This is a genomic window from Acinetobacter junii (assembly GCF_018336855.1).
Classification (GTDB): Bacteria; Pseudomonadota; Gammaproteobacteria; order Pseudomonadales; family Moraxellaceae; genus Acinetobacter; species Acinetobacter junii.
In genome coordinates, this window is the sequence record NZ_CP059558.1 from 735,011 (window position 1) to 748,546 (window position 13,536).

General features: G+C 38.9%; 15 protein-coding genes. 10 read left to right on the plus strand and 5 right to left on the minus strand.

All coding sequences use genetic code 11. The features are described from left to right. The first annotated feature begins 1 nt into the window (after position 1). The 5 genes from nuoM to H2677_RS03515 all read left to right on the plus strand — a co-directional run bounded on the left by nuoM (position 2) and on the right by H2677_RS03515 (position 5,063). A complete protein-coding gene (gene nuoM / locus H2677_RS03495; protein ID WP_004952461.1) occupies positions 2 to 1,600 on the plus strand; it encodes an NADH-quinone oxidoreductase subunit M in 1,599 nt (532 codons plus the stop codon). A 3-nt stretch (positions 1,601 to 1,603) separates the two neighbouring features. Continuing rightward, complete coding sequence (gene nuoN, locus H2677_RS03500) at positions 1,604 to 3,100, plus strand: NADH-quinone oxidoreductase subunit NuoN (RefSeq protein ID WP_004914279.1); 1,497 nt, start codon at positions 1,604 to 1,606, stop codon at positions 3,098 to 3,100. Between the two features lie 114 nt (positions 3,101 to 3,214). Further along, positions 3,215 to 3,850, plus strand: a complete 636-nt coding sequence (gene upp, locus H2677_RS03505) for a uracil phosphoribosyltransferase (RefSeq protein WP_004914278.1) — start codon at positions 3,215 to 3,217, stop codon at positions 3,848 to 3,850. A gap of 115 nt (positions 3,851 to 3,965) precedes the next feature. After that, positions 3,966 to 4,259, plus strand: coding sequence for a cold shock domain-containing protein (locus H2677_RS03510; protein WP_212639149.1), 294 nt, complete (start codon positions 3,966 to 3,968; stop codon positions 4,257 to 4,259). Between the two features lie 96 nt (positions 4,260 to 4,355). Next, entirely contained in the window at positions 4,356 to 5,063 is a 708-nt protein-coding gene (locus H2677_RS03515; RefSeq protein WP_212639150.1) for a cold shock domain-containing protein, read from the plus strand. 16 nt (positions 5,064 to 5,079) lie between these two features. Here H2677_RS03515 and gigC read toward each other — a convergent pair whose 3' ends face one another. After that, a complete protein-coding gene (gene gigC, locus H2677_RS03520) occupies positions 5,080 to 5,964 on the minus strand; it encodes a LysR family transcriptional regulator GigC (RefSeq protein WP_004914268.1) in 885 nt (294 codons plus the stop codon). Positions 5,965 to 6,048: 84 nt separating this feature from the next. Here gigC and H2677_RS03525 point away from each other — a divergent pair, with 84 nt between their 5' ends. Next, positions 6,049 to 6,810 carry a ferredoxin--NADP reductase gene (locus H2677_RS03525; RefSeq protein WP_212639151.1) on the plus strand — a complete coding sequence of 254 codons (762 nt, stop codon included), beginning with the start codon at positions 6,049 to 6,051 and terminating at the stop codon, positions 6,808 to 6,810. 21 nt (positions 6,811 to 6,831) lie between these two features. Here the strand turns inward: H2677_RS03525 and H2677_RS03530 are convergent, their stop codons facing one another. Then, entirely contained in the window at positions 6,832 to 7,254 is a 423-nt protein-coding gene (locus tag H2677_RS03530; RefSeq protein ID WP_005403158.1) for a hypothetical protein, read from the minus strand. Positions 7,255 to 7,466: 212 nt separating this feature from the next. Here H2677_RS03530 and H2677_RS03535 point away from each other — a divergent pair, with 212 nt between their 5' ends. From H2677_RS03535 to H2677_RS03545, 3 genes are all read left to right on the plus strand, one after another. After that, on the plus strand, positions 7,467 to 7,667 hold the full coding sequence (locus tag H2677_RS03535; protein WP_026057418.1) for a hypothetical protein: 201 nt from the start codon (positions 7,467 to 7,469) through the stop codon (positions 7,665 to 7,667). A 226-nt stretch (positions 7,668 to 7,893) separates the two neighbouring features. Next, positions 7,894 to 9,456, plus strand: coding sequence for a mechanosensitive ion channel (locus tag H2677_RS03540; protein WP_004952477.1), 1,563 nt, complete (start codon positions 7,894 to 7,896; stop codon positions 9,454 to 9,456). A gap of 96 nt (positions 9,457 to 9,552) precedes the next feature. Then, a complete protein-coding gene (locus tag H2677_RS03545) occupies positions 9,553 to 9,732 on the plus strand; it encodes a hypothetical protein (RefSeq protein ID WP_004914255.1) in 180 nt (59 codons plus the stop codon). A 31-nt stretch (positions 9,733 to 9,763) separates the two neighbouring features. Here H2677_RS03545 and H2677_RS03550 read toward each other — a convergent pair whose 3' ends face one another. Continuing rightward, entirely contained in the window at positions 9,764 to 10,960 is a 1,197-nt protein-coding gene (locus H2677_RS03550; RefSeq protein WP_168154775.1) for a BaiN/RdsA family NAD(P)/FAD-dependent oxidoreductase, read from the minus strand. A gap of 142 nt (positions 10,961 to 11,102) precedes the next feature. On the opposite strand from H2677_RS03550, the gene H2677_RS03555 reads away from it, so the two are divergent. Beyond that, positions 11,103 to 11,468 (plus strand): DUF4870 family protein, encoded by a 366-nt coding sequence (locus H2677_RS03555; RefSeq protein WP_099948165.1) that lies wholly within the window; start codon positions 11,103 to 11,105, stop codon positions 11,466 to 11,468. A gap of 43 nt (positions 11,469 to 11,511) precedes the next feature. Here the strand turns inward: H2677_RS03555 and H2677_RS03560 are convergent, their stop codons facing one another. Then, positions 11,512 to 12,378: a 1-aminocyclopropane-1-carboxylate deaminase/D-cysteine desulfhydrase gene (locus H2677_RS03560; RefSeq protein ID WP_212639152.1), complete on the minus strand. Its 867-nt coding sequence runs from the start codon at positions 12,376 to 12,378 to the stop codon at positions 11,512 to 11,514. A gap of 67 nt (positions 12,379 to 12,445) precedes the next feature. Then, entirely contained in the window at positions 12,446 to 13,513 is a 1,068-nt protein-coding gene (locus tag H2677_RS03565; RefSeq protein ID WP_228301678.1) for an HlyD family secretion protein, read from the minus strand. Between the last annotated feature and the right edge of the window lie 23 nt (positions 13,514 to 13,536).

Genomic DNA, 13,536 nt, shown 5'->3' on the forward strand with positions numbered 1-13,536 from the left:
AATGGAAAACAATTTAATTTTACCCGCACTGATTTTAGTTCCTTTCATTGCTGGTTTTATTTGTTGGTTGGTTGATAAATTCGACCAACAATTACCGCGTTGGATTGCCTTAATTGGTATGCTTATTACCTTTGGTTTAGGCATTGCACTTTGGCAAAGTGGTACATTTAGTTACGAGCTGGGTGGTAAAGTTCCAACTTGGGCGGCTGAGTTCCATTTACCTTGGATTCAGACACTAGGCATTAGCATTCACTTGGCAGTGGATGGTTTATCTTTACTCATGGTATTACTGACTGCATTACTTGGTGTACTTGCGGTTGGCTGTTCATGGGGTGAGATCCAAAAGAATGTTGGTTTCTTCCACTTAAACCTCCTGTGGAGTTTAGGTGGTGTTATCGGTGTATTCTTGGCGATTGACTTATTCTTGTTCTTCTTCTTCTGGGAGATGATGCTCGTACCAATCTACTTCTTGATTGCGTTATGGGGTCATAAAGGCTCGAATGGTCGTTCACGTGTTTATGCTGCAACCAAGTTCTTCTTATACACGCAAATTGCTGGTTTGATTATGTTGATCGGTATCTTAGGCCTTGTGGTTTATGGATACATGATGACAGGTATGATTGGCTTCGATTACAACTATTTATTGGCTGTGGCGAACCACTTACCGCCTGAAGTTGCTTATGCATTTATGCTATGTTTCTTCATCGGTTTTGCTGTGAAATTACCTGTGTTCCCATTACATGGTTGGTTACCCGATGCGCATGCACAAGCACCAACTGCAGGTTCTGTGGACTTAGCTGGTATTTTGATTAAAACAGCAGCCTATGGTTTACTTCGTTTCGTTATCCCATTCTTCCCAGCAGCATCAGCACAATTTGCTGATATTGCGATCATTCTTGGTTTGATTGGTATTTTCTACGGTGCATTCTTAGCGTACCAGCAAACAGATATGAAACGTTTGCTTGCGTATACGTCTATTTCGCACATGGGTTTCATCTTACTTGCTATTTACGCAGGTAATATCCTGACATTCCAAGGTCTTATGATCATGATGTTGGCACATGGCTTATCATCTGCTGCATTATTTATCATGTCTGGTCAGGTTTATGAGCGTTTACATACACGTGATTTACGCTTAATGGGTGGTTTACGCGGTCAGTTGCAGTACCTTCCATTTTTCTTAATGTTCTTTGTAGCTGCACTTGTGGGTGTACCAGGTTTAGGTAACTTTATTGGTGAATTCCTGATCTTGATGGGTTCATTCAAAGCTTATCCTGTATTCACGATTATTGCGGCAGTAAGCTTGGTGTTTGCTGGTCTTTATGGTTTGATTTTGATTCATAAAGCATTGTTTGGTACACCAAATCCAGAGCAACAGCAGCACTATACAAGCCCATTAAAAGATTTATCAGCACGTGAAGTTACTATCTTGATGATCTGTGTGATCGGTTTGGTTTGGTTAGGTATTTACCCACAAACATTCTTGGATGTATCGCATTCAAGCATGCAATGGTTAGTAAATAGTTATATGCCAGTACAAGAAGTTGTTGAAACTGTTCAGCAGACAGCAACTCAACTTGAGCATGTGGAGATGCAATAAACCATGAACTTCACACTTTCTTTTTCTGAACTTATGCCACTCGTCCCTGTGATGATTGTGGCGTTGACTGCAATTGTTGTGATGTTATTGATTTCGATTAAACGTAATCATAATTTAATCGCAACAACTTCAGTTGTGGGGCTTAACCTCGCTGCAATTTTTATCGCATACACTGCGTATACAGGTCACTATGCACCTGTAAACGTGATGGGCATGTTTATGGTTGATCCATTTACCATGCTCTATCAATTCATGATTTTGATCGCAGCTTTGGCATGTTGTACTTTGTCACATGCTTATATTGAGACATATAAAGACAATCGCGAAGAGTTGTACATCTTGCTACTGTGTTCAGTAGCTGGTGCGATGTTGATGGTTGCTAGCTCTCATTATGCTTCGTTCTTTATCAGCTTAGAATTAATGTCAATTCCAGTATATGGTATGTTGGCATATACCCATCAGCGCAGCCAATCTTTGGAAGCAGGGATTAAATATCTTGTGCTTTCAGCGACGGCATCTGCAATGTTGTTAATGGGTATGGCGTATATTTATGCTTATACGGGTTCATTATCATTCTATGATTCTGTACAAGCGTTATTCACTGCAATTAAACAACCAATGGTGTTATTGGGCTTAGGCTTAATCATCTTTGCTGTTGCGTTTAAACTGTCACTTGCTCCATTCCACAAATGGACACCTGATGTGTATGCAGGTGCTCCAGCACCGATGGCAACATTCTTGGCGACAGCTGCGAAAGTAGCAACGATCGGTTTGTTTGTACGTTACTTATTGGCGTCAGGTGCAATCCTAGTTGAATCGCTGGTAACAGTTCTTACAATTATTGCTGTATTGTCAATTTTAGTAGGTAACTTACTTGCAGTTCGTCAAGTAAACTTGAAACGTATTCTTGGTTATTCATCGATTGCTCACTTTGGTTATTTGTTAATTGCTTTAATTAGCATGACTTATGCGAGCCTTGGTAGCGTGACGGTTTATGTGATTACTTATGTACTTACAACAATCGGTGCGTTTGGTGCAGTTACGTTAATGTCGAGCCCTTATAACAACGTGGATGAAGCACAAAGTCTTGCTGACTACCGTGGTTTGTTCTGGCGTCGTCCGATTTTGACTGCAACATTAACCGTGATGATGTTATCGCTAGCTGGTATCCCATTAACAGCGGGCTTTATTGGTAAGTTCCTTGTGGTTATGGCTGCAGTAACAACTCAACACTGGTTCTTAGCTGCAATGATCGTTGTGGGTAGTGGTATCGGTTTGTACTACTATTTGCGTGTCATGGTTGTGATGTACATGACTTCACCAGATACTCCTCGTATTGATGCTGATGCGCATTGGGGAACTAAAGTTGGTGGGATCATGGTACTAGGTGCTGCATTGTTGGTATTGTTCTTAGGTATCTATCCAGATCCAATGATCAATTTAGCATTGAAATCAGAGATTCTTTCTCCATTACATTTCATGTTATCTCAGCAACAGTAATCATCCGATAATCTGATTTGTACAAAAAAGCCTCCAAAACTGGGGGCTTTTTTATTGAATAGTAAAAAAACACTTTATAATAAGCGAATATTTATATTAGCTAGGTACTTACTCGTGTCGATTCAAGAAATTCGTCATCCGCTTATTCGCCATAAACTTGGTTTACTTCGTCGCTCTGACATTAGTACTAAGAACTTCCGTGAATTAGCGCAAGAAGTTACGATGCTATTGACGTATGAAGCAACGAAAGACTTATCTGTTGTGGATCACGAAATTGATGGGTGGGCAGGGAAAGTAACAACTCAACGTATTGCAGGGAAAAAAATCACGATTGTTCCGATTCTTCGTGCAGGAATTGGAATGCTAGAAGGTGTACTTAACCTGATTCCAAGTGCAAAGGTGAGTGTTTTAGGTTTAGAACGTGACGAAGCAACTTTAGAAGTTCGCACTTACTATAAAAAGCTAGTGCCAGATGTCGCTAATCGTTTGGCGATGATTATTGATCCTATGCTTGCAACGGGTAATTCATTGATTGCTGCAATTGATGTATTGAAAGCAAGTGGCTGTAAAGATATTCGAGTGATGATTTTGGTTGCTGCTCCTGAAGGGATTGCAAAAGTTGAAGCTGCACATCCTGATGTTCGTATTTATACGGCTTCAATTGATCAAGGCCTGAATGAAGAAGGTTATATCGTGCCTGGTTTGGGTGATGCAGGCGATAAAATCTTTGGAAGTGTGCAAAAAGATTAATTTTTAAATATAAAAAGAGGCTTTTTATTTCTGTGATTTGAAAGGGGAAATAGAAAGTCTCTTTTTTATTTTCTATATAGTATGATGAGCATCATCGTAAAGTAGGATAAATGTCATGAAGCAAGAGCTCTACCACGGGAAAATTAAGCAATATAATCCTGAGAAAGGATTTGGTTTTATTGCATCGAATGGTGAAGATATCTTTTTTCATATCTCAGATTACCCTGCAGCTGAAGGTGAACCTAAGCGCAATGAAAAAGTGAAATTTTCAGTTGTAGAAAATCAAGGTAAATATAAAGCAATTAAAATTGAGCGTGTTGATCCTAACCCCGCTAAAACTAAGAAAAACATAATCATGGATCACAATAAGTCGATTACTAATGAATTGTTATCAAACTTAAGACGTTGATCATTACAGTAATCTTTTATTGAAATATCATGAGAAAAGAGGCTTTAGGGTCTCTTTTTTATTAGAATAACCAAAACATGAAAAATTGAGTGCAAAATGTTTGTTGAAGGAAAAATAAAAAAATACGATACAGAAAGAGGTTTTGGCTTTATTAAGGTAGATGGTCATCAAACTGATGTTTTCTTCCATATCAAAGATTTTCCAAAAGCATCTGGTGAACCTAAAATTGGTGAAAAACTAAAATTTTTGATCGTTGAAGATAATAATGGAAAGTTTAAAGCTGCAAATATTGTGCGCTTTGATCAAAAACAAGCATATATTGATTATCCAAACTATGCCAACAACTCATCTACTCAAAATAAATCGGTCTCACAGCAAAAACATGCAAATCATAAAGGTATGACTTTTATGATTATTGGCTTGATTGTGATTGCAATTTTAGGAGCATTAGTTTTTAAAAAATATCAGTCGTATGCAGAATCAAAAGAATTAAAAACAGCACAGCTGATTGCAGAGCAGAAGAAAATTGTGCAACAGCAACGAGATGCTTTGGGTGAGCTGCCAGAAATTAAATTATCTCAAAAGACAGAAAACGCTCTGCAAGCCTCGACATCTGTTCCTGTCATGAATAACCAATCACAACAATCGACAGCGAATCAGACTCAATTTAAATGTGATGGACGCCAACATTGTTCGCAAATGAGATCACGTGAAGAAGCAGAGTTCTTTGTGCGCAATTGTCCTAATACCAAAATGGATGGTGATAATGATGGTGAACCGTGTGAGAATGATTCGAGATGGTAAATTAAAAAGATCAGATTTAAATCTGATCTTCACAAAATTGTAGAAAGGCTTTTAATCCTGGCCCCTGATATTTTTGGCGGTGTACCAGCATATAAAGTGGTCTTGTCAGTTGCCAGAACGGTGTGTCAAGGATGACCAATTGACCTTTTTCAGCTAAAGGCTCAATCGCCAATCTTGATACACAGGACATCCCAAGCCCACCCGCTACAATTTTTAAAATTGCTTCGTTATGACCTAAGGTCAAACGAATATTCGCATCAGGAACATCTTGTAAAATTGCATTGTCAAAAACTTCACGTGTACCAGAGCCTTCTTCACGTAAAATCCATTCAACATTTAGAAAGTCAGCAGGGCTTAGTGCACGTTGAATTTGAGCAAGAGGATGTGAAGGTGCACAGCAAACGGCTAATTCATCATCACGCCAGTGAATACACTGTAATTGTGGCAAATGACAAGAACCTTCAATTAAAGCTAAATCCAGTTGGAATTGATTGACTGCTTCAATCATTTGACGAGTATTACCCACTTGTAATTGTAAGTGTGCTTGTGGGTGTTTTTGTAAGAAATCAGCCATTAAATCAGGCATTAAGTAGTCGCTGATTGTAAGCGTTGCTCCCAATCTAAGGTCAATACTTTGTAATTCACCTTTGGCTGCTTGCTCAAAAGATTCACAGCGACCTAATATTTCTAATGCTTGTGGCAATAAAAAGCGTCCCAAATCATTAAGCTGTAAACGCTTGCCGAGTCGATCGAACAATGGCGCACCAAGACCATCTTCTAAATCAGCTAAAGCCATACTTGCTGCACTTTGAGTAAGTCTAACAGCATCACTGGCTTTGGTTACGGTTCCTTCCTGAGCGACCGCCACAAAAACAGCCAATTGGCGTAAGGTCATTCGCATGTTATATAGCCTTAATGTTTTGAGTATCCATCAAATATTCGATCATGCTAACATGAGCATACTGTTTCGTGCCACGTTCAAATCATGTCAATTGAAAAATTTACCGTAGAAAAGGTTTTATCTGTACATCGTTGGGCTCACAATCTTTTTAGTTTCACGATGACGAGACCCGCCCATTTTAAATTTACAGCAGGTCAATTTGCTCGTATTGGGTTGATGGTAAATGGTGAATTGGTGGTTCGTGCATATTCAGTCGTTTCTTCACCTTTTGATGAAAATCTGGAATTCTTTTCTATCGTTGTACCTGATGGTGCGTTTACTTCAAACCTTCAACATCTTGAAGTCGATGATGAGTTATATCTAGACAAAACTGCGTATGGGTATCTAACTTTAGCTCGCTATCAATTGCCTTTAGCTCATGATTTATGGTTATTAGCCACAGGTACTGGATTGGCTCCCTTTTTATCTATGCTCCAAGATTTTGAAACGTGGACGAAATATCAGCATATTCATCTTATATATAGTGTGAGATCTACAGCTGAACTGGCTTATGTAGATCGTATACAAGAGATTGCTGAGAGCTTTGGTGAAGGGCATACAGGGTTCAAATTTGTACCTATAATTACCCGTGATCCAAATGCAACCTTACATGACCGTTTACCTGTTTTGATTGAAAATGGTGAGCTAGAAAAAGTGGTTGGCCTATCACTCAATCCTGCTACTAGCCATGTGATGTTATGTGGTAATCCACAAATGGTAGAAGATACTAAGGATGCATTAAAACAACGTGGACTGACGATGAATCGTCGTGGTGAGGGAAATATTGCTGTAGAGAACTATTGGTAATATGTACGCATGGATATGTTATTAGTGAACAAACATATCCATAAATTCGCGGATTTCTTGAATTGCGGTATCAACATCTGTATTCAGCCATGTGGGCTCAAAAAGTCCAGTGTAGTGCTCTAAGCGATCATGGGGAACAACAAGTCGAACTGGGCAATCTTCTTCAAGTAAGCGCCAAGGTAAAATCGGAACTTCATTATCGAGAAATGGTTGTACATTCCGAATATCGATAATCATTGCATTAATGCAATCGGGTAAGGGCATAACCGAGAATTCTTCAGTACGTCGACGGAAATATTCTAGATCACCCCATTTTAAAATATAGCTTGGTTTATTGAACTCGATAATACCAATCAAATGTTCATCGCGTGTGTGATGTAAAAAACATTGATGTGTGACATCAGTGTCTAAATCTAGAGAAACACTTTGTTGGCTATAGGACATACAGTAATTAAAAACAGAACAGAAATGTGACAGAGGATTATAGCTTATTTTTATCATTTTCTAAACCGCCTATATTTTATACAAGAATGCAAATAATAAAAAGTAGAGTTATGCAAACAAAACAACGATAGTGCGAAGCTTTGTCACACAATGCAACACAGTCCATTGCTAATATAAAGGTCTAAGCAATAAAAGGATGAGGGCAAACTATGATGCATGATTTTAGTAAGCCACAGCCTCATGTGGCCAGTAAAGAAGAAATAGCAAGGAAAAGGAAATTACCAGTCTATATGCTCATTATCGTAGGGCTGTTCTTGCTAGCATTGTTAATTTTTATGGTTGCAGACCATTCGAATAAACCTACTGCACAAGTGATCATGTCACAGTTGCACTCGGTCCTTTTAAATGCGTAAGCAATCTATCTTAGACCAAACCTAATCGATTTAACGAGCTCATTGGTGTGAACTAATGGGCTTTTTTGCAAAATTATGCGTAATTTTTGTTGTATTAGTGATGCTGTTCGTTGATTGAGAATTAAACAAAAATTATGGTTTAGCTATCCATTCGTGATTTTCTCTTAACAGAATGAGTATGGGTAGCTGTATTTGACTTAAAAAACACATAAAAGGATAACAAGACATGAATGAAATTTTTAGTGATCCATCCCAAAGAGGGGGATTTGATGCAATGTATTATTGGGATCAATTTCAGCCAATATTAGCCGCAATTGTTATTCTACTGGTGGGTTGGATTATTGCCCTAGTGATTGCAGCAGGCGTGAAAAAGTTATTACAAAAATTTGATACCAATCATAAATTGTCATCGGCGACTGGTAGAGCGCCCAATATAGAGAGTCTTATTTCCAAACTTGTATTTTGGTTTGTGATGATTTTGGCCGTTGTTGGTGCATTAAATGTCTTAAATATTAGTGGTGTAAGCGATCCATTTAGCAATATGGTTGGTCGTGTACTGGCTTATATTCCAAATCTGTTGGCTGCTGTTGCGGTCGGATTTATTGGTTGGATTGTTGCACGTTTGGTGCGTGTAGGCTTGACCAATGTATTATCCAAAACTCAGTTAGACGATAAGTTAAGTAGTGAAGTTGGTGTTAGTTCACTGAGCAGTAATATTGCTGAGATCTTTTATTGGTTAGTTTTATTATTATTCTTGCCGATTGTTTTATCTATTCTCGGTTTAACTGGGCTACTTGTTCCTGTGCAGAATATGGTAAATGAAGCAATTGCATTCTTACCGAATCTATTCATTACAGGCGTAATCATTTTTGTTGGTTATATTTTAGCGAAAATCGTTCGTGGTATTGTTGAGGGCTTAACCAATAGCTTAGGTTTACAGGCTCAAGCAGAAAAGATCGGATTATTTAAAAATTCAAGTGTTTCTAAGTTCTTAGGTTCATTTGTATTTGCAATTATTATCATCACAGCATTAATTGTGGCATTTGAAGCATTGGGTGTTGAAGCAATTTCACAACCAGCAACAGCGATGTTGAATGAAATCATGCATGCAATTCCACAAATTATCGCGGCTGGATTGATTTTAATCGTGGCTTATGTGGTATCGAGATTCGTTGGACGTTTGGTCGCTGAATTAATATCTGGTGCTGGTGTTGACGAAGTTCCGATGAAACTTGATGTACAACGTTTTCTTGGACAAACACGTGTTTCTGATATTGTTGGCTATTTGATCGTGTTCTTTACTATGTTATTTGCTGTTTCTGAAGCAGCGAATCGCTTAGGTTTAGAACAGGTGAGTGGCTTGATTGCCATGTTTATCCAATTCGGTGCAGACATTTTACTCGGTGCTGTGATCTTGGTAATCGGTTTTTGGCTTGCAAATGTGGTTGCGAATGTCGTGCAACGTGGTGAATACAACAGCTCACGTTGGTTAGGTAATCTAGTTCGCATTTTGATCATGGGCTTAGTTATTGCGATGGGTCTAAAAGCAATGGGTATTGCCGATTCGATCGTTAACTTGGCATTTGGTTTGACGTTGGGTTCTGTTGCAGTTGCTTTTGCATTGGCATTTGGTTTAGGCGGTCGTCAACCTGCTGAACGTTTATTGACAGATTTATTGGATAAAGCAAAAACCGAAGCTAAGCAACCAAATCCAATTCATCAAAATCAACCTACAATCAGTACCAATAACAATCCAACTCCTCCTTCATCTCCATATTCAGATGAATAGAAAAAATAATCTTTGATTTTTTTGATCAATTCGACCACTCTTAACAGGGTGGTCGTTTTGTTTTTTCAATAAATAAAAAGTCTATAGGAGAATTAAATGAAGAAGCCTAACCGCGTATTTGCACCGATTATTATTGCTGGAATCACCGTAGGATTTTTGGCAAGTGCATATAAATTCGTAATCGCAAAGTCTGGCACGAGCAAAGAAAAATCAACATCAAATAGCTCGCAATCCTCTTCTGTTGAAGCAGCGAATTCTCCTGAGCATCACTCTTAGTTCATCAAATGATCTGCTCAATTTGAATTTTCTAGACGAATTGAGCAGCGGCTTGTGCTGATGACCACGCCCATTGGAAGTTATATCCCCCAAGATGACCTGTTACATCGAGAACCTCTCCAATAAAGTACAAGCCTTTTTGTTTTTTACTTTCCATGGTTTTGGAGGATACCTCACTGGTATCTACACCACCGAGAGTCACTTCTGCAGTTCGATATCCCTCAGTTCCTGAAGGTTTTACAGCATAAGCATGTAGTTGTGTTGCAATGTGCTCAAGTTGAGCATCACTGATATTGCCAATCGCAGTTTCACTGTGATCCGCCCAAATGAGTTGCTGTAACTCAACAATGATACTTTTTGCAGTGAACTCATTCAGTAAAGTTCTGAGTAGAACTTTAGGTTGTAATTTTTTCTTGGCTTTGAAAAAATCCAATAAATCTTGGCTTGGGAAAAAGTCTATTTTAAAACTTTCTCCAACATGCCAGTAATTGGATAGTTGCAAGGAGCTTGGACCACTTAAACCGCGATGGGTAAATAAAAGTGCTTCAGTAAATTGATGACGATCGTTGATCAAGGTTACATCTAATGCATTACCACTTAAGCGAGTGGTTACTTCTTTAAACTGATCCGAAAAAGTAAAGGGAACAAGACCAGCACGGGTTGGAAATACATGATGTCCGAACTGCTTTGCCAGTTCATAGCCAAAACCTGAACCGCCTAATGTTGGAATCGATAAACCACCAGTGGCAACCACTAACGACTCACAGTGATAAGTGCCTTGATTGGTTTCAATAATAAAACCTGAATCTGCTTTATTTTTTACCTGTTCAACTTCGCAGTGTGTTTGAATTTCAACGTGCTTTGATTTGCTACATTCTGAAAGTAACAATTCAAGAATTTCTTTAGAGCCTTTCAACGTGAAGAGCTGACCATGTTTACGTTCTTCGTATTCAATGCCATATTCACAGACCAAACCAATAAAATCCCAATTGGTATAACGGGTTAAGGCTGAAATCACAAAATGAGGATTTTCTGAAAGATAGTTGGAAGGCTCCACTTCTAAATTGGTGAAGTTGCATTTACCACCACCTGACATCAGAATTTTTTTACCGACTTTATTGGCTTTTTCAAGTACGACGACTGAACGTCCACGTTTGCCTGCTTCAGCAGCTAACATCAAGCCCGATGCACCTGCACCTAAAACAACCACATCAACTTGATGAACCATGAGCATTACTCGATAGAATACGAAAAGCGGGCAATTATAGAAGATTTAAAGCCTTTTGAGTATGTCGATTGTTTGATTAAAAAATATGCCTTTAAAATCAAGGCATGCTATAAAGTTGAATTCTATAGAGGGGTAAAAAATAATGAACGATAAAACATTTTTAAACGATATTCAGCCGAACAACCAAGATCAACTAAGACAATATACTTTAATTGCCTATGGTTTATATGCAGCCAGTATTTTTGTGGGTTTGACCAGTATTGCAGCTGTCATCATGAACTATATGAAACGTAATGAAGTACAAGGTACGTGGTTGGCGAGCCATTTTGAATGGCAAATCAAAACCTTTTGGTTCACGTTAATTGGTGCTGTGATTGGTTTCGTACTGTCATTTGTCCTCATCGGCATTCCAATCTTGTTTGCGGTGTCGATTTGGTTTATTTATCGCATCGTAAAAGGTCTTGTGGTGTTTATGGATAATAAACCAATCGGTGATGGATGGTTTTAAGCCGTTAGAATCAGTAGATCAAAAAGTCACTTCAGGGTGACTTTTATTTTATGCGTCCTTGTAGCCCACCTGTATGAATCGCTAAGATTCTCGTATTCACAGGGAAGTGCCCTTGTTGAATTAAATCAAATAATCCCATCATCATTTTAGCTGTGTAGACCTGCTCTAGTGGAACAGCATATTGTTGTTCGAATTGCTGCATAAATTGCAGCAGTTCAGAATTGGTTTTGGCATAACCACCACAACAATATTCATCTGTTAAAGACCAGTTGGTTTTATTGGTCCATTGTTGAATATCGTGCTTGAGAAAATCACCTTTAAGTGCCGAAAAGCCTAAAATATGTTGCTGATCTGAACTACTTTTGATGATCCCTGCAATCGTGCCACCTGTACCAACAGCACAACAAATCAAATCATAATTTTCTCGATCATCAGCAGACAGAATTTCTTTCGTACCTTGTATCGCAAGTTGATTAGTCCCGCCTTCTGGAATAATCAAGGTATTTGGATAACGCTGTTTTAATTGTTGTAAATACTCAAGTTCATGGCGAAGTCGGTATTCAGCTCGACTGACAAAATGCAGTTGCATACCAAAATCTTGTGCAGTTTGCAGGGTTGGATTGAATGCTTGCTTTGCTAATTCTTCACCACGGATGACGCCAATACTTTGGAAACCAAAATAATGAGCTGCATAAGCTGTTGCAGCGATGTGGTTGGAGTAGGCCCCGCCAAAGGTCAGTACTTGATTCAAATTTTGTTGCTTAGCTTCGAGTAGATTGTATTTCAGTTTAAAAAATTTATTCCCTGAAATCTGAGGGTGAATGAGATCAAGACGTTTCACTGTCAATTGCACAGGAAAGGGAAGGTCTAATGTTTGATAAGGAGTTGGAAAAGCAATGTGATCAAACATTGGAATAAACTAAAAATCGGATTTGATCACATTGTAAATGTATTTGATTGAGAATGTCAGTGCTGCCTTAAGAGTCGGTATCTACAGAGCTAATCACGGACATACCAGGACGTAAATTTTCGATGCCTTTTTGGTTTGGATCTATCGCAATACGCACTGCAATCCGTTGCACCACTTTAGTAAAGTTACCTGTGGCATTATCAGGTTTTAGTACGCTAAATTCGGAACCAGCCGCAGGGGAAATTTGCTCTACATGTCCTGTGAATTTCTGATGATTCATGGCATCCACAGTAAAATTCGCTTTTTGCCCAATTTTCATATTGGCAATTTGCGTTTCTTTAAAGTTCGCAATCACCCATGTTTGTTTCGGGATTAAATACAATAATTGTGTTCCTGCCGCCACGTATTGACCTACTCGTGGATTGACCTCACCGAGTTGACCATCTAGTGGCGCAACAATCGTGCTGTAATCCTTTGTGGTATTGGCTTGATCTAATTGCGCTTGTGCGCTATTCACTTGTGCTTTTAGTCCAGCTTGAGCGACTTGTGCCGTTTTTAATGCTTCTTGTGCAACGAGGATATTCGCCTGCGCTTGTTTGAGCAAAGCTAGATTATTTTGTACATCCGCAGCCGCTTTATCTTGTTCAGATTTTGATGCTGCACCGCTATCTCCAAGTTGTTGATAGCGTTTAAGTTGTGCGATGGATAAGTCGTATTGCGCTTTGACTTGATCAAGTTTGGCTTGCGCTGCAACCACATCAGCTTGGCGTTGGGCGATGGCTTGAGTTTGATTGGCTAGACTATTTTCTGCTTGTTCTACACCTGAGACAGCCTGCGTGACTTTTTGATCATAGGTGGTTGCATCAATATGCATCAACACCTGACCTTGTTTGACCTGATCAAAGTCCTTGACCAATACATCCTTGATATAGCCATTAATCTGTGAGGAAAGAATGGTAGTTTTGCCTTTCACATAGCTGTTGTCAGTTTGCTCAATCGCCGTATGAAATGGACCAATTCGCCACGCCCATAAAATAATGGTAATCCCCACAATTAATACTAAAAGCATCCACCATAAGGTAGAGCGTTTGGTTTTAATCAATTTACTGGTTGTAGGTGGAGGCGGTGGTGGCATTTTTGGCACGGACTCAACTGCTT